This is a genomic window from Leucobacter sp. USHLN153 (assembly GCF_037145615.1).
Taxonomy (GTDB): Bacteria; Actinomycetota; Actinomycetes; order Actinomycetales; family Microbacteriaceae; genus Leucobacter.
In genome coordinates this window covers 259,623-276,397 of record NZ_JBBCXE010000001.1, presented here as the reverse complement: position 1 = coordinate 276,397, position 16,775 = coordinate 259,623, and the positions used below count along the sequence as shown (strand labels likewise).

Below are 16,775 nucleotides of genomic sequence, written 5' to 3'. Positions count from 1 at the left end.
GGTCGGGGTCACGCCACCTTTGCGGCGGCTTCCTCGAGCACGCCGGGTAGCCACTCGAGCGCAACGTCGCTGCCGAGGTCCCAGGACGAGGCGTCATGGCGACCGTACTCGCCCACCCGGGTCGCGCCCTGAGCGGCGAAGCGGCGGTCGATGTGCTCGCTGCCCTGGCTGTACGTCTCCTCGTAGAACGTGTCACCGAGGCCGAACATCGCGTAGCGGAGACCAGTCAGGTCCGGAGGAGCTGCGTCGAATGCCGCGGCGAAGGGAATAGCGGTGTTCGGCAGGTCTCCTTCGCCGTGCGTCGAGCACACGACGATCGTGAAGCGGTCGGCCGTGAGCTCTGCGGGGTCGAAATTCTGTAGGTCGTACACTTCGGCGTCGTGGCCCGCATCGCGGAGCGCAGCGCCCACATCTTCAGCGATGAGTTCGGAGTTTCCGGACTCTGTGCCGTAGAGAACGGTGACGTTCATGAATGGTGTCCTTTCTGAGAGGTGGTGGCGCCGGAGGCGCCTCCGTCCTGGGCTATGGAGCGCATGAGCGCGAGGTCGGCCACCTTGCGGCGAACGCGGCCCTCCGGGGCTGCCATCTGCTCGTGCAGATCGAGATGCAACCAGCTGTCGAAGGAGACGGCTCGATCGCGAACGGACGCATTGAGTGCGTCGAAGCCGCGGGCCGCGGAACCGCTGCGCTCGGGGGCTGCGGCGAGGTCCGCGGCGACCTCTTCGGCGACTGACTTCGCGCAGGCGCGGTTCTCGGGTATCGCGCCGCGCGAACCGCGTTTCGCCCATCCGGTTCGGTAGAGACCAGGAGAGAGGCGACCCGTCTCCCCCGGGGAGCTGAGCAAGTGCGCGAGCGGACCGGAGGCGGAGAAACCGACCGCAGTGACGACCGAGGTGGCGGGAACCGAGACGACTCCGTCCGGTGAATCGAACTCGACCGCCGTCACCCGTGCCGCGTCACCGTCGCCTTCTCCAACGATGCGACGAGGAACAAGCCCGAAGCCGAGCGTCACGTCCGGCCCCGGGAACGAACCCCGATCATCGGCGACGAGCAGCTGAAGGGCTGCGATCCGCGCCTCGGACGTGCGATCGGAGCTCTCACCGGCGTCGAGCGGAGCTCCGATCAACGAGTAGTTCGCGCGCGGAAGAAGCGCGAGCTCGCGAAGCATCTGCGGGTCGCCCTTCGCGGCAGCGGCAACGGATCGGCTGGCGACCGTGACGCGAGCGGCGGGGGAGCGAAGATACGCTTCGAGCGCGTCGTCGGCGACATCGCTCCCCAGATAGTCCGATTCCGCCTTCACGAGGAAGCGGAGGATGTCGAGTGCGACGTTGCCGGCTCCGATGACGACGACGTTATCGCCGAGCGGCGGCAAGGCCGACGCGGCGTCGGGGTGGGCATTGAGCGACTGGATGAGCGCGCCGGCACCGTACACGCCGGGGAGCTCTGAGCCCGGGATGCTCAGGGCCCGGTCCTCGGCGATGCCCGTCGCGAGCACAACCGCATCGAACGCGTCGAGGAGCTCCGGCAGTTCGATGTCGATGCCGACCTCAATGCCTCCCGCGAAACGCACGCCCGGGGAAGCGAATAACCGTTCGAACTGTCGAGTGATCGCTTTGGTGTGCTGGTGGTCCGCCGCGACACCGTATCGAATCAGGCCGAACGGTGACACGAGCCGGTCGAAGATGGTGATCTCGGCTTGGGGGAGGGAGCGCAGCAGCGCCTGTGCGGCGTAGCAGCCGGAAGGGCCACTGCCGACAATGGCGATCTGGGGTGAGGGCGAACTCGTCATCGAGGCTCCTGAGAGTGCGTGTTTCGGCCAATCGTGCCACGGTCTTGAGACCGCGTCCCCCAATTGTACCGAATAAATTCTGCATGTGAATGATTTGCGGGATTCAAGCACTCAAATCACGAATCGTCGTCAAGCCATGACTTGCGATATAAATCATTCACGGATAAATTCTTTCTCACTGCCTCGTGTGATCCACGAGGAGGAGGTTCGACAAAGGAGTACGAATGACCACGGAGACAATCGAGCACGACGTCCCGTATCTCGACATCGCGTCACCCGACTTCGCGATGAACTCGGAAGCCGTCCGTGACGCACGCGCCCGCAACTGGTACGCCCGCACGAACTACGGCATCGGGGTGCTGCGCTACGCGGAGGTCACCGAGCTGCTGAAGCATCCGAGCCTCAACCAGGGAAGCGCGAAGTGGCCGGAACATCACGGCGTGCACTCGGGGGTGTTCTACGAGTGGTGGTCGAAGAACCTCCTGGTGCTCGAGGGAGATGAGCACCACCGCATCCGTCGCTTGCTGAACCCGGCGTTCTCACCCACCGTCGCTCGGAAGCTCGAACCCGAGTTCGGCGCGATTGCCGATGAGCTCATTGCGGAGATGAAGGCGAAGCACGCCCGCGGTGAAGAGATCGAGTTCGTCGCGGACTTCTCAGAGCCGTTCGCGACCCGCGCGCTCTGCGCCATGATGGGTCTCGACCACTCGCACTGGCCGTTCATCGCGTCCCGGGCGAACACGGTGGGCTACGCGCTGAGCGTCTCGATCAAGGAAGACATCGAGCGCATCGACACCGCCGTTCAGGAGCTCTACGACTTCGTGGAGCAGATCATCGAGGAACGCAGAGCGAACCCGGGCGAAGACGTCGTATCGCGCCTCGTGCAGTTCTCCCAAGCCGGCGACAAGCTCAGCGACGCCGAACTGCGAAACGCACTCGTGCTCATGCTCTTCGGTGGCATGGACACGACCCGCAACCAGATCGGCCTCATCCTGCAGACGTTCATGCGCAACCCCGATCAGTGGGAGCTGCTCGCCGAGCGCCCGGCAGAGCTTGCCAAAGCAGCCCTCGAGGAGGGCCTCCGCGTGAACCCCACAACGCGCTGGGTGACCCGTGAGGCCAATGAGGACTTCGAGTTCCACGGACTCCACATTGCGAAGGGCACGACGGTGCACCTGTTCACGATGTCGAGCGGCACCGACCCCGAGGCGTTCCCCGATCCCGAGATCGATCTGCTCGCCGATGGAAGAAAGCAGCATCACACCTTCGGCGGCGGCGTGCACCACTGCCTCGGTCACTACATCGCCCGCGCTGACATGAGCGTGGCACTCCCACGCCTCGCCGAGAGCTTCACGGACATTCGTTGCCCGGGCGGCGACCAGTGGCTCCCGGACTCCGGCAACCACGGACCCATCAAGCTGCCCATTACGTTCTCCGTGCGCTGACGCCCGGCGATCCGCACCCTTCACCGATGAAAGGAAACTCGATGACCGAGCACTCAGCAGGAGGAAGCTTCGGCTTCGCGCTACGCGAGCTCCTGGCCGACGACACCGCCTTCGAGCGCCACCAGCACGCGAACCTCCGCCCCGAGGTGGTGGCTGAGCTGGGCGCGCGGATCCGCGACAGCGGAGTGAAGTACATCTACTACATGCTGCCGACTCTCGGAAGCCGCACCGTGGCGAAGGTGGTGCCGGCGGAACTCTACGAGCGCATGCTCAAGAAGGGCATCGCGTTCCACCGCACGGCGCTCACCGACCTCCAGACGAGTCGTGAGGGCGAACTGATCGGCGGCGGCGTCGCGGCGCACGAGTTCTGGGGTCTCCCCGAGCCTGAAACGTTCCAGGTACTGCCGTGGGATCGCGAGGTCGGGCGGATCTTCTGCACGGCGTACGATCCGCCGCACCTGGGCGCGGCCGGTGGGCGCCTGGTCCCGCTCGACACCCGCGCGCTGTTCACGCTCGCGCATCGCAGCTTCACCGAGCGCACAGGTCTCGAGCTGCGCAGTGGCCTCGAGCCGGAGATGACGTGGACGGGCCCCGGAATCGAGGTCGTGGCGAAGGACGACCAGAGTCCCGCGTACCAGGTCGAGAATCTCGAGAAGATGCGCCCCGTGTACAAGAAGGTCATCTCGTACGGGCAGGCACTCGACTTCACGATGATTCAGGGAGACTACGAGGACGACGGGCAGATCGAACTCAACTGGGATTACGATCGGGCCGAGCTCACGGCCTCCCGGATGACGACGTACCGTCAGATCTGCAAGCAGGTCGCCCGCGAACTGGGGCTCGAGGCCAGCTTCATGGCGAAGCCGTACAACGGGAAGATGGGGAACGGTTGCCACCACAACCTGAGCCTGTGGCGGGGTGAAGAAAACGTCGTCGAGGACGGCCGTGTTGAGCTCCACGCGACGGAAACCGCGCGCCACGCCATCGGCGGAATGCTGAAGCACACTCCCGGCTCCATGCTCATCATGGGTTCGACGGTCAACTCGTACAAGCGGTACTGGGACGCGGGGCAGTTCGCGCCCTCGGGAGCCGACTGGGGCCTCGATACACGCGGCGTCGCGATCCGCATCTCCGCGAACGGACGCATGGAGTACCGGTTGCCGGATGCGAGCGTCAACCCGTACCTCTCGCACCTGTACCTGCTTGCTGCGATCGAGCACGGCCTCGAAGCGAAGATCGACCCGGGCGAGCCCGGCCAGCCGAGTGCCGCTATCTCTGATGCGGTAGTGCCCAATACTCTGGGATCGGCGATTGAGGCATTCGAAGCTGACGACTACCTCATGGGTGCAATGCCCGAGGAGCTCACTCGAATCTTCTTGCAGCTGAAGAGAGACGAGTGGGCGCGCTACTGCGGCCAGATCACACAGTGGGAATTCGATCAGTACTGGGAGGCCATTCCATGACCAACACCGCGACCGCAGGCCAAACGCTCCGCCTGGCCTGCATTGATTCCGAGGCGCTCCCGCTCTTCGCGAAGAGCCCCGACGGCCGCGCCCGCGACGGCTACGAGCCGGAGGCCGCGCGCCTCGTGGCCGAGCGACTCGGCGCCGATATCGAGTGGGTGATGGTGCCGTGGGAGGACATGATTCCCGCGGTGCGCCGAGGTGACGCTGATGCGGTGTGGTGCGGCCAGGGCATGACCGAGGAGCGTGCAGCGCTCGTCGACTTCACGCGCCCGTACGCGGTGTTCAACGAGACACTCATCGTGCGCGCCGGCGACACGGCTCGCTCCGCGGACGAACTGAGCGGATACCGGATCGGCGCGATCGCGAACTCCACGAACATGAAGCTGGCCGAGTCGTTCCCGGGAGTCGATCTCGTGAGTTTCGGCGCGAGCGATGACGTTTTCGGGGACATGATCGAAGCGACGCGGTCCGGCAAGATCGATGGGTTCGTCGACGACGACGTCGTAATGATTCCGCTCGCGGCGGAGGACCCTGATTTTGTTGAGGCCTTCACTGTGGCGACCGGCAATCGATGGGGAATCGGCGTGGCGCCGGGTAACGACGCGTTGAGAGCCGAACTCGACGCCGCCCTCGAGGCGGTCGTCGCCGACGGGTCGCTCGAGCGAGTGTGGAAGAAGTGGATGCCGCTTCTCCCGTTCCCGCTGGTGAAGGGAGAGTAACGTGCCCACGCCGCGCATCGCTGTAACGGGGATGTGGTCCAATCAGATTCACGGACTGCGGTTCGACGGGAGCGCCGTCTCGACGGCGGTGCTCCGATCGATCATCCGAGCCGGTGGCGAGCCGCTCACACTGTTTGCTGAGGGTGCGCGGCCGGCAATCGAGCGCCTTGAGGGCTTCGACGCTCTCGTGGTACCCGGCGGGTCCGACGTGGATCCGCGACGCTACGGAGCTGAGCCGCACGACGCGACCTCACCCGCGGATTTCACGGCGCAGGACGACTTTGAGGCGGAGATGATGGCGGCGGCGTGTGCGCTCGGGATTCCGGCCCTCGCGATCTGCCGCGGCTTCCAACTCCTGAACGTCGAGCACGGCGGGTCGCTCGTGCAGGACCTCCCGCATGACAGCGTCCATCGCAACGGCGTCCATCGGGTATCGATCGAGCCGGATTCCGCGCTCGCTGCCGCCCTCGGCGCTGACGAGCTGCCCGTCTCGTCCTATCACCACCAATCGATTGATCGTGTAGGGAAGGGGTTGCGAGTCGTCGGTCGTGCTCCCGACGGAGTGGTGGAGGCGATCGAGCAACCGGGTGCCGAGCTACTCGCGATCCAGTGGCACCCCGAGGACACCGCAGCGAACGATCCTGCGCAGCACGCAATCTTTCAGTGGGTCGTCGATCGTGCACTCGCGCGTCAAGAGCAGGAGGTGGCGGCGTGAGCGCTCCTCGAGTACTCGTTGTCGAGCACCAGCGCGACGCCAGCCTCGGTCATTTCGCGGCTGAGCTCGCGGAAGCGGGAGTCGAACCGGTTGTAGTGGGCCCGGACACCGGTTCACCAGTCCCGGAGTCCCTCGACGGTTTTGACGCGCTCCTCGTGCTGGGGGGCTCCATGGGGCCTCTCGATGACGAGGAAGCAGCCTGGCTTCCTGCCACGCGGTCGCTGCTTCAGGCCTCGGTAGCGCGGGAGCTCCCGACGCTCGGCATCTGCCTGGGTGCTCAGTTGCTCGCGACGGCCACCGGCGGTCATGTGCGTACGATGCCGGACGGACCGGAAGTCGGATTGCTGCGACTCCAGTTCTCAGCTTCCGCCGCTGACGACCCCGTCTTCGCGGACCTCGCCGATAGGTGCGTGCGGGCCGTGCAGTGGCACTGGCTCGAGGTCGAGAAGCTTCCCGAGGGTGCTCAAGTGATCGCCTCGAGCGAGGCCTGCGCGCATCAGGTATTTCGAATCGGGAATGCGGCTTGGGGCGTGCAGTTCCACCCCGAGGCACTCGGGCGGACGGCGCAGGACTGGGCTGACGAGGATCCAAAGAGCCTCGAGGTCCTCGGCATCGAGCCTCGAGCGCTTGTGGAAGAGATCCGTGCGACGGAGCCCGTGCTGCGGGAAACTTGGTCGCAGATCGCGCGGCGCTTCGGAGCCCTCGCCATGGAGCGCAGCTCGTAATGGGCTGAGCGCCGAATCAGCCCCGCTGACGGCGGAACACGAGGAGTTCCATTTCGCCCGCGGTCGGTTCGAGCGCGAGTCGGTCAAAGTCGGTAGCGTCATTCGACACTCGCTCGCCGGGCAGGAACCGTGCGCTGTTGCCCAGCAGCACCGTCCCATGTCTATTCACCAGGACGGCTTCGGTGGGACAACGGAGCAGCATCGGCAGCAGTTCTCGCTCCATGTCCTCAACTTGAATGTCGTTTCCCACCGCTCCTACACGCTTTCCCGCAACCACCGCCGGAAGGGTCAACGTCATAACATAGACCTCGATGCCGAGATAATCGATGTAGGGTCCGACGAGCGCCGCGGTGCCATCGTGGAACGCGCGAATGAACCATTCATGCTGCTCGTAATCGTAGTAGCGATCCGCTCCAGGCACCACCCCGAAGGAGTACCTGGCGAAGCGAGATTCCTCTTCGCGAACCCACCACTCCAGGTGGCCGTTCGCGGTGCCCAGCGCAGAGTGGGCGAAGATCAGGCCGCAGCCGTCCACGACCGCATTGTCTGCGAGAAACTTGATTGCGCTCGCTTTCAGGCGGCGCTTCGTTGACTCTGTGAGATCGATCGCGCCGTTCGCGTCGAAACTCAGCTGCGCGATGAGTTCGTCGCTCAGTTTGCGAAGGTGATCAAACCGGGCAGTGAACCACGTTCTGAGATCCGAAAGTACCTCTTCAATTGTTGCGCTATCGGTATTCATGCGGAAAGTCCGATGTCGTGGTGCCCACCCGCGATCAGACGCAGCTTGCCCTCGATGATGAGGCTGATGTTCGAACGAACGTGGGCGACGGCAAGTCGTTGAGCGTCGTCAGCCCGCTGCTGTTCGATCGCCATGATCAGCGCGAGGTGCTCCGTGAACGCGAGCTGCGCAGAAGCCCGCGCAATGTCTTCGCACCACAAAAATGGCCCTAGCTCGGCTTGCAGGCGCTGTTCGGCCGTGAGGAGTCGCTGTGAATGGCTGAGAACGGCGATCTCAACGTGGAAGCGGCCGTCCGACATCGAGAGCTCATGCGCTGTCCGCGCTTCCCTCGCTCGGAAAGCGAGCTCCGCGAGGCGAGTCCGCGAATTCGGCTCTGTCCGCTCCGCGGCGAGTCGCGCGCTCATTCCTGAGATCGCCGAATGTTCATCCGCGATGTCACGAAGGGTCACGATGCTGATCCGCTCGAGCGACGACAGCAGCAGGCTCGATGAGGGAAAAGGGGCCCGAACGACGAACGTGCCGCCATTTCGCCCGCGACGCGTCTCGACGACGCCTTGAGCGCGCAGCGTCGCGAGCGCCTTTCTGAGCGTCGCAACGGCAATACCGAACTGACTCGCGAGTTCCGCCTCAGGGGGGAGACGTTCCCCGACGGTGAGCATCCCTCCCGAGATCGCCCCAGCGATTCGTTGAGCGATCCCCCCTGCCTGCTGTCCGGCGACGACGTCGCTGTCACCGGACGGAACAGGGGCAGCGAGGAGCGGCTGATGCATGTATCGATGTTACGCGGCGTCGAAGCTGAGCGCCCGGGAGACCAGAGCCTCCTGCTCGGTCGCGTGCACCTTCGCCGAGCCGGTCGACGGTGCCGCCGACGCGGCGCGCGAGACGACGCGGATGCGATCGTTCGCCAGGACCTTCGACAGCTCGAGCGAGATGAACGGCCACGCGCCCTGGTTCTCGGGCTCGTCCTGCACCCACACCAGGTCGACACCCTGGTACTGCGCGAGCACGCGTCCGAGCTGCATCCCGGGGATCGGGTAGTACTGCTCGACGCGCACGATCGCGACGCGCGGATCCGGATTCTTCTCGAGCGCGTTCCGCAGGTCGTAGTAGATCTTGCCCGAGACGAGCAGCACCCGCTCGACCTTGGAGCGATCAGCGACCGCGGGGTCGTCGATGATCGGCTGGAACGAACCCTCGGTGAAGTCCTCGACCGGCGACGTCGCGCCGCGCAGTCGCAGCATCGACTTCGGCGTGAAGACGATGAGCGGCTTCCGCGGCCGGGCATATGCCTGGCGCCGCAGCAGGTGGAAGTAGTTCGCCGGGGTCGACGGCCGCGCCACGATCATGTTGTCCTCGGCGCAGAGCTGCAGGTAGCGCTCGATGCGCGCGGACGAGTGGTCGGGGCCCTGGCCCTCGTAGCCGTGGGGGAGGAGCATGACGACCGAGGACTGCTGGCCCCACTTCTGCTCCGCGGCGGCGATGTACTCGTCGATCACGGCCTGCGCCGTGTTCGCGAAGTCGCCGAACTGCGCCTCCCATAGCACGAGCGCGTCTTCGCGCTGCAGCGAGTACCCGTACTCGTAGGCGAGGGCAGCGTACTCGGAGAGTAGCGAGTCGTAGATCCAGAAACGCGCCTGCTCCTCGGAGAGGTTGAGCAGCGGGATCCACTCCTGACCGTTCGCGCGGTCATGGAACACCGCGTGGCGCTGCGCGAAGGTGCCGCGGCGCGCGTCCTGGCCGGCCATGCGCACGGCGGTGCCCTCCATGAGGAGAGAACCGAGTGCGAGCAGCTCGCCGAAGCCCCAGTCGATCCCGCCCTCGCGGCTCATCTCGACCCGCTTGTTGAGGAGCTGCTGCAGCTTCTGATGCACGGTGAAGCCGTCGGGCTTATTCGCGTGTGCGTCACCGATCCGCTCGACCACGGTGCGATCGACCGCGGTCTCGAGCACCTGATCGGCGCCGCCGCTGCTGGAGGCGACCTCGCCGATGCCGCTGTTATCGATCACGGGGATCGAGCCGGTCTGGGCGGCATGCGTCTCCTGGAAGGCTCGCTCGAGCCGATCCTGGAAGTCCTGCTTCGCCTTGTCGTACTCCTCTTCCGTGATATCACCGCGACCGACCAGCGCACCGGTGTACAGGCGACGCGTGGAGCGCTTCGCCTCGATGAGGTCGGTCATGAGCGGCTGCGTCATCGACGGATCATCGCCCTCGTTGTGCCCGCGGCGACGGTAGCAGACGAGATCGATGACGACGTCGATGTGGAAGCGCTGACGGAACTCGTAAGCGAGACGCGCGACGCGAACGACCGACTCGGGGTCGTCGCCGTTCACGTGGAAGATCGGCGCTTGCACCACCTTGCCGATGTCGGACGAGTACGGCGTCGAGCGCGAATCGAGCGGCAGCGTCGTGAAGCCCACCTGGTTATTGATGATGATGTGGATCGTGCCGCCCGTGCGGTACCCGCGCAGCTGCGACATCTGCATCGTCTCATAGACCACGCCCTGCCCGGCCATCGCGGCATCGCCGTGGATCAGGATCGGGAGCGTCGTGAAGGAGCCGATCGGCTTGAGGTCTTGCTTCGCGCGCACGATGCCCTCAAGCACCCCGTCGACGGTCTCGAGGTGCGACGGGTTGGCGGCGAGGTGGATCGGCACCTGCGTTCCGTTGGGGGCCGTGAAGACACCTGACGTGCCGAGGTGGTACTTCACGTCGCCCGAGCCGGCCTTCTGCGCCTGCGCTCCCTCGAACTCCCGGAAGATCTGGCCGTAGGTCTTGCCGGCGATATTTGACAGCACGTTCAGACGGCCGCGGTGAGCCATGCCGATGTCGACGCTGTCGACGCCGTCTTCAGCGGCATCGATGAGCATCGCGTCGAGCAACGGGATGACGGTCTCGCCGCCCTCCAGGCTGAAGCGCTTCTGGCCGACGTACTTGGTCTGCAGGAACGTCTCGAAGGCCTCGGCCTCATTGAGCTTCTCGAGGATCCGCATCTGCTCGTCGTGGCTCGGCTTGGCGTAGGGCACCTCGAGCTGCTCGCGCAGCCAGAGGCGCTGCGCGGGATCCTGAATGTGCATGTACTCGATGCCGATCTTCCGGCAGTACGAGTCGCGGAGCACGCCGAGAATATCACGGAGGGGCATCGAGCGCTTCCCCCCGATACCGCCCGTCGCGAACTCGCGGTCGAGGTCCCAGAACGTCAGCCCGTGCGACTCGATCTCGAGGTCGGGGTGCGTGCGCTGCTGGTACTCGAGCGGATCGACGTCTGCCATGAGGTGGCCGCGCACGCGGAACGAATTGATGAGCTCCTGCACGCGCGCAGACTTGTCGACGGCGCCGAACGCGTCCACGTGGATGTCGGAGGCCCACTGCACCGGCTTGTAGGGAATGCGGAGGGCGGCGAAGATCTCCTCGTAGAAATCGTGCTTGCCGATGAGGCGCTCGTGCACGAGCTTGAGGAACTCACCGGAGCCCGCGCCCTGAATCACGCGGTGGTCGTAGGTGCTCGTGAGTGTGATCGTCTTCGAGATGCCGAGGCGATCGAGCGTCTCCTGCGCCGCACCCTGGAACTCGGCCGGATACTCGAGCGCGCCCGCGCCGATGATGCTGCCCTGACCCTGCATGAGCCGTGGCACGGAGTGCACGGTGCCGATGCCACCCGGGTTTGTGAGCGAGATCGTGGTGCCCTGGAAGTCCGAGGGGCCCAGCTTATTGTCGCGCGCCCGCTTCACGAGGTCCTCGTACGAGGAGAGGAACTCGTTGAAGTTCAGCGTCTCCGCGCGCTTCACCGCGGGAACGAGCAGTGAGCGCGTGCCGTCGGCCTTCGGAACGTCGATCGCGATTCCCAGCCCGATGTGCGCGGGCGCGACGATCGAGGGCTTGCCGTCGACCTCGGCGTACGAGACGTTCTGGCTCGGGAACTCCTTCAGCGTCTGGATCAGGGCCCAGCCGATGAGGTGCGTGAACGACACCTTGCCGCCCCGGCTGCGACGCAGGTGATTGTTGATGACGATGCGGTTGTCGATGAGGAGCTTCGCGGGAATCGTGCGGACGCTCGTGGCAGTCGGCACGGCGATGCTCTGATCCATATTCTTGGAGAGCGTGCGCGCCATGCCCTTGAGGGGCTTGACCACGTCTTCCTCGGGCGCCTCGGTTTCAGCGCTCGTGCGCGGCGTGCTCGGGGCGTCCGCCGGAATCGGCGCGACGCGCGGCGCCGCCTTTGTCGTGCGTGCCGGCTGCGCCGGAGTGGAGATGGGCGTCGTGTTCGGCCCGGTCGAGGGCTGCGCCGTCGGGGTGCCCTGCGCTGACGAACCGGTCAGCGTTGACCCGTACTTTTCGAGGACCGGCCACCACGATCGATCGACTGAATTCTTGTCGACTTGGAACTGCTTCCAGAGCTCGTCCACAAGCCATGCATTTGCACCGAAATCTTCTGCGGGACCAGCCTGGTCGGTGGTCTCCGTGCGCTCCGCCAAAGCGACTTCCTCTCGTTCATGCAGTGCTGCAAGATTGATGTCGTCGGTGGTTGCGGCGCCTCAGCCGCACCGAGTCAAGCCTACGCCTATCTTCTTGGCGCCGAGTAAAATCTCACAGTGCGTCTGACTGTGAGGGTGGTAGTGTCGGAGGACTATGGACGCAGACTCTCGAAGACCGTCGGACCCTCCGAGTACCAGCCGCGCTGAGGCGCGGGCCCCTGTGAATGCTGGCCGCGCGAGCTCGTGGCGCGCCATTCACCATCGCCACGTCGAATCGTGGCCGACTTTCGTGCGCAGCCACGTGCCGTCACGGCCGAGCGCTTCCGGGTGGGGCCACGAGTGAACGACTGGCTCCTCTTAACTATCGGAATCGTGCTGACCGTCGGAACGGGCATCTTCGTTGCGTCCGAATTCTCTCTCGTGGCGCTCGACCGCCAGGAGCTCGAACGGCGTCGAGCGGCCGGGCAGGGCGGTCTTGACCGCGTCATTCGGGGTCTCTCCCGAACGTCGACGCACCTCTCGAGCGCTCAGCTCGGCATCACCCTCACGACGCTGCTCGCCGGTTACACGCTCGAGCCCGCACTGAGCGGCTTCATGGACCCGGCCCTCGGTGCGCTGGGCGTTCCCGAAGACGTGCGCCCGGCGATCACCGCGCCGATCGCGGTGGCGATCGCGACGGTCTTCTCGATGATCGTCGGCGAACTCGTGCCGAAGAATTTCGCCATTTCCAAGCCGCTCGCGACTGCTCGGGTCGTGATGCCCGCGCAGGCAGCATTTACTACGACGCTGAAGCCTGCCGTCATGGTGTTGAACGGCAGCGCGAACGGGATCCTCCGCTCCATCGGTATCGAACCGCAGGAGGAGCTCTCAGGAGCGCGCTCAGCCGAAGAACTCTCCTCGCTGGTGCGCCACTCCGCCGAAGCCGGACTGCTTGAGGCCGACACGGCGACCCTGCTCGATCGCACGCTTCGCTTCTCGGAACTCAGCGCGGGCGACGTGATGACCCCGCGCCTGCGCGTGGAAAGCCTACAGCGACTGGAGCCGGCATCCGCCGTGCTCGAGCTCTCCGGGCGCACGGGCTTTTCGCGGTTCCCGGTGATCGATGAGGATCGCGACGACATCGTCGGTGTCGTGCACGTGAAGCAGGCCGTTTCCGTCCCGCGGAGCAAGCGCGACGAGGTGCCGGTTGCGGCGCTGATGGAAGACGCGGTGCGCGTGCCCGACACGATGCACCTCGATCAATTGCTCGAGGAGCTCCGGGGGAGCGGGTTCCAGCTCGCCATCGTCGTCGACGAGTACGGCGGCACCGCCGGCATTGTCACGCTCGAGGACCTCGTCGAAGAGATCGTAGGCGAGGTCGCAGACGAACACGACCGTGCGGCGGCCGGCGTCGTCGGCACGGCCGACCAGCTGAGCTTCCCGGCAGACTTGCGGCCTGACGAAGTCCGTGAGCAGACCGGGATCGAGCTGCCGGAAGACGACGCATATGACACCGCGGCGGGCTACTTCTTGCACGAGTTCGGTCGCATTCCCGAGGCGGGAGACGAGGTCGAACTGCCTGATGGCGGCGTCTTGCGCGTCATGCGCATGGACGGGCGCAGGATCGCGCGGTTGCGCTACACGAGCGCGCCGACCGCAGAGGCGGGTGACGCACCGGAGAAGGACGCTTCGGGCACTGACATGGAGGGCTCCGCATGAGCGACTGGGCTGGAATCGTATGGCTTGTCGTGCTGCTGATCGCCAACGCCTTCTTCGTCGGCGCTGAGTTCGCCGTGATCTCTGCGCGCCGCTCGCAGATCGAGCCGCGGGCTGAGGCGGGATCGAAGTCGGCGCAGACCGCGCTCTATGCCATGGAACACGCGACGCTCATGCTCGCGACTTGCCAGCTTGGCATCACGGTGTGCTCGCTGCTGATCCTGAACGTGTCAGAACCGGCGATCCATCACCTTCTCGAAGGACCGCTGCACTGGACCGGCATCCCCGAGCAGGCGGTATCGATCGTCGCGTTCGTACTGACGCTCGTGCTCGTCTCCTACCTGCACGTCGTCTTCGGCGAGATGGTGCCGAAGAATGCGGCGTTCTCCATGCCGGATCGCGCCGTGCTGCTGCTCGCGCCGCCGCTCGTCGGCATCTCGCGGTTGCTGCGCCACGTGATCGCGGCGCTCAACGCGATCGCGAACGGTACGCTGCGCTTGTTCCGAGTGGAGCCGAAGTCGGAGACGAATAGCACGTTCACGCTCGAGGAGGTCGCGAGCATCGTGAGTCACTCGACGCGCGAGGGCGTGCTCGAGGACCGGAGCGGGGCGCTGACCGCCGCGTTCGAGTTCACGACGAAGCGTGCGCAAGACCTGCTCGTCCCCGCGGAGCGTCTCGTCGTGCTGCCCGCCGGCGCCACGCCCGAGGACGTCGAGGCGGCGGTGGCGCGGCACGGGTTCTCCAGGTACCCGATGGCCGGTGAGTACGGCGAACTCATCGGCTACGTGCACATCAAGGACCTCGTGCGACTCGGCGACGATCGTATCTCGCAGCCGATTCCGGCGAAGCGGATCCGTGAGATGGAGTCGGTGCACGTGACGACGGAGCTTGAGGACGTGATGGCCCGACTGCAGGGGCGAGGGATCCACCTCGCACGGATTCACGACGACGCGGGTACGGTGCTCGGCGTAGTCTTCCTGGAGGACGTCATCGAGGAGCTGGTGGGCGAGATCCACGACGCGACGCGGCGCCGCCGCTTCGCCTGATCGCTACTGGGCGACGAGCAGGAGGTGCGCGGAGATCTCGTCGAACGGCATGAGCGTTGACGGGGCCATCACGTTATCGGGCACCGCGAAGGTCACGTCGAACTGCGCCTCATCCTCACCCCATTCGGTCGGCGTGAGCTCAACCACCGCGTTCGGTTGGGCCACGCCGCCGACGGTCAGCGTGCCGACGGACTGCAGGGTCTCGCCCTCGCTCTGGTGCTTGATGAGCGTCGGCCGCGTCTGCACGAAGGACGCCTCGGGGAGGTCCGAGAAGTTCACGGTCAGTTCGGCCGCAGTGATCATGCCGTCGTTCACGATGAGGTGCCCGCTGGAGCTGATCTGGTCGTCGAGTGCGGCTCCGAGAACTGACGCAGCGAGGGGTGCGTTGAGGTTGATCTCCGCGACGTCGTATGTGCGGTTGACGGGCATCGCGAGGAGCCCCGAGTCGGGCGCGGCGCGGAGTTCCGAGGCGCTGGCGCTCGGTTCGGGTGCGCTGGAGCAGCCCGCGAGGCAGAGCGGCAAGGCAGCGGCCGCGGTCATTACCACGATGCCGAGAGCCCGCATCGGGGTGCGCGCGTGCACGATCGTCAAGCTTCGCTCCTCCGTCGTCGATGCTTCAGGGGTTTCGGTGCAACTGAGCCGGGCCGCGTATTGCGGCCTCGATAGGCGTGACACTACGCGGGCTAATTGGGAGGCGCCCGTGTGCCGCCTGCGAGTGGAATCTGACGTTCGCAGGCCGTCTCATATGTCGAGCAACCGCCGCAGCTGAGCACCCACGAGTTCGAACTCGATCAGGAACGCATCGTGGCCGAACGGCGAATCGATCCGCGTCGCGAGGGTGCCGTCGAGGCTTCCGGGCGTATGGCGAGCGATCTCGTCCTGCCCCGCGAGCGTGAAGAGGCGGTCACTCGGGATCCCGAGCACGAGTGTGGGGAGCTCGAGCGTGGAGAGCGCGGCTCGCACCCCGCCGCGTCCGCGTCCCACATCGTGGGAGTTCATGGCTTGCACGAGGGTCACATAGCTGCCCGCATCGAAGCGGCGCGTGAACTTGTTGCCGTGGAAGTCGAGATACGACTCGACCGCGAAACGCCCGCCGCCGCCGAGCGGACTCACGGCCGACTGCCATGCGCGCCCGAAGCGCTCGTCGAGTTCCGTGTTGCTGCGGTAGTTGAGCAGCGCGAGGCGCCGCGCGGTCGCGAGGCCGTGGTGGGGGCCGATGCCGTCCGGTGAGTCGTAGTAGTTGCCGTCGCGGTACGAGGGATCGGAGCGGATAGCCTCGAGCTGCACCAGGTTGAGCCCGATCTGGTCGGCAGTGGTGACGGGCGGCGCGGCGATCACCGCGAGACGCTCCACGCGATCCTGATGCGCGATGCCCCACTCGAGCGCGTGCATGCCGCCCATCGAGCCGCCGATGACCGCGGCGAAGCGGTCGATCTCCAGCGCGTCCGCGAAGCGAGCGGCCGCCTCGACCTGGTCTCGGATCGTGAGGTATGGGAAACGCCCGCCCCACTCGCGACCCGTCGGGTCGAGCGATCCCGGCCCGGTCGTGCCCTGGCATCCACCGAGCACGTTGGGCGCGATGATGCAGTAGCGGTCGGTGTCGAGGGGCCGGCCCGGGCCGACGATCTCCGCCCACCACCCGTCGGTCGCGTGCCCCGGCGTCGACTGGCCGACGAGGTGGCTGTCTCCCGTCAGCGCATGGAAGACCAGAATCGCGTTGTCGCGGCGCTCATTGAGCTCACCGTAGGTCTCGTAGGCGACGCGCACGTGGGGAAGATGACCGCCGGTCTCGGTAGTGAACTCACCGATCGACACGAACTGACGTTCGCCGATGGGGTCCCCGTCGCGCCAACCGCCCGTGATCGGGGGCCGCCCCATCAGCGCGCGCAACTGCGCGTCAGTGATGAAATCTGTCGGGAACGAGTCCTCGGGGGTCTGCCAGTCCATGACTCCCTATTCTGGCG

The 16,775-nt window shown here is 65.8% G+C and carries 14 protein-coding genes; 7 read left to right on the top strand and 7 right to left on the bottom strand.

Translation table 11 applies throughout. The annotated features are described in order from the left end of the window. Positions 1-8 precede the first annotated feature (8 nt). Positions 9-470, bottom strand: coding sequence for a flavodoxin domain-containing protein (locus WFH00_RS01235; RefSeq protein ID WP_336658736.1), 462 nt, complete (start codon positions 468-470; stop codon positions 9-11). Further along, on the bottom strand, positions 467-1,789 hold the full coding sequence (locus WFH00_RS01230; RefSeq protein ID WP_336658735.1) for an FAD-dependent oxidoreductase: 1,323 nt from the start codon (positions 1,787-1,789) through the stop codon (positions 467-469). The genes WFH00_RS01235 and WFH00_RS01230 overlap by 4 nt, the downstream gene beginning before the upstream one ends. A 224-nt stretch (positions 1,790-2,013) precedes the next feature. Between WFH00_RS01230 and WFH00_RS01225 the strand changes: the two genes are divergently transcribed. The 5 genes from WFH00_RS01225 to WFH00_RS01205 are packed head-to-tail and all read left to right on the top strand — an operon-like array spanning position 2,014 to position 6,859. Continuing rightward, a complete protein-coding gene (locus WFH00_RS01225; protein WP_336658734.1) occupies positions 2,014-3,234 on the top strand; it encodes a cytochrome P450 in 1,221 nt (406 codons plus the stop codon). 41 nt (positions 3,235-3,275) lie between these two features. Beyond that, entirely contained in the window at positions 3,276-4,697 is a 1,422-nt protein-coding gene (locus WFH00_RS01220; RefSeq protein ID WP_336658733.1) for a glutamine synthetase family protein, read from the top strand. Beyond that, positions 4,694-5,419: a substrate-binding periplasmic protein gene (locus WFH00_RS01215; RefSeq protein ID WP_336658732.1), complete on the top strand. Its 726-nt coding sequence runs from the start codon at positions 4,694-4,696 to the stop codon at positions 5,417-5,419. Before WFH00_RS01220 ends, WFH00_RS01215 begins: the two co-directional genes overlap by 4 nt. A gap of 1 nt (position 5,420) precedes the next feature. Continuing rightward, entirely contained in the window at positions 5,421-6,134 is a 714-nt protein-coding gene (locus WFH00_RS01210) for a gamma-glutamyl-gamma-aminobutyrate hydrolase family protein (protein WP_336658731.1), read from the top strand. Next, positions 6,131-6,859, top strand: a complete 729-nt coding sequence (locus tag WFH00_RS01205; RefSeq protein ID WP_336658730.1) for a type 1 glutamine amidotransferase — start codon at positions 6,131-6,133, stop codon at positions 6,857-6,859. Before WFH00_RS01210 ends, WFH00_RS01205 begins: the two co-directional genes overlap by 4 nt. 16 nt (positions 6,860-6,875) lie before the next feature. Here WFH00_RS01205 and WFH00_RS01200 read toward each other — a convergent pair whose 3' ends face one another. The 3 genes from WFH00_RS01200 to WFH00_RS01190 are packed head-to-tail and all read right to left on the bottom strand — an operon-like array spanning position 6,876 to position 12,070. Beyond that, on the bottom strand, positions 6,876-7,598 hold the full coding sequence (locus WFH00_RS01200) for a cache domain-containing protein (protein ID WP_336658728.1): 723 nt from the start codon (positions 7,596-7,598) through the stop codon (positions 6,876-6,878). Beyond that, on the bottom strand, positions 7,595-8,368 hold the full coding sequence (locus tag WFH00_RS01195) for a FadR/GntR family transcriptional regulator (RefSeq protein ID WP_336658726.1): 774 nt from the start codon (positions 8,366-8,368) through the stop codon (positions 7,595-7,597). The genes WFH00_RS01200 and WFH00_RS01195 overlap by 4 nt, the downstream gene beginning before the upstream one ends. A 9-nt stretch (positions 8,369-8,377) precedes the next feature. Next, positions 8,378-12,070, bottom strand: coding sequence for a multifunctional oxoglutarate decarboxylase/oxoglutarate dehydrogenase thiamine pyrophosphate-binding subunit/dihydrolipoyllysine-residue succinyltransferase subunit (locus WFH00_RS01190; protein WP_336658724.1), 3,693 nt, complete (start codon positions 12,068-12,070; stop codon positions 8,378-8,380). A 339-nt stretch (positions 12,071-12,409) separates the two neighbouring features. Here WFH00_RS01190 and WFH00_RS01185 point away from each other — a divergent pair, with 339 nt between their 5' ends. Both WFH00_RS01185 and WFH00_RS01180 read left to right on the top strand, forming a co-directional pair. Further along, positions 12,410-13,768 carry a hemolysin family protein gene (locus tag WFH00_RS01185; RefSeq protein WP_336658723.1) on the top strand — a complete coding sequence of 453 codons (1,359 nt, stop codon included), beginning with the start codon at positions 12,410-12,412 and terminating at the stop codon, positions 13,766-13,768. Beyond that, positions 13,765-14,811: a hemolysin family protein gene (locus WFH00_RS01180; protein ID WP_336658722.1), complete on the top strand. Its 1,047-nt coding sequence runs from the start codon at positions 13,765-13,767 to the stop codon at positions 14,809-14,811. Before WFH00_RS01185 ends, WFH00_RS01180 begins: the two co-directional genes overlap by 4 nt. 3 nt (positions 14,812-14,814) lie before the next feature. On the opposite strand, the gene WFH00_RS01175 is transcribed toward WFH00_RS01180, so the two are convergent. Beyond that, the gene (locus WFH00_RS01175) at positions 14,815-15,402 is read right to left on the bottom strand and encodes a hypothetical protein (RefSeq protein WP_336658721.1); all 588 of its coding nucleotides are present in this window, start codon (positions 15,400-15,402) and stop codon (positions 14,815-14,817) included. Positions 15,403-15,552: 150 nt separating this feature from the next. Beyond that, complete coding sequence (gene metX, locus WFH00_RS01170) at positions 15,553-16,758, bottom strand: homoserine O-acetyltransferase MetX (RefSeq protein WP_336658720.1); 1,206 nt, start codon at positions 16,756-16,758, stop codon at positions 15,553-15,555. Positions 16,759-16,775: the final 17 nt, after the last annotated feature.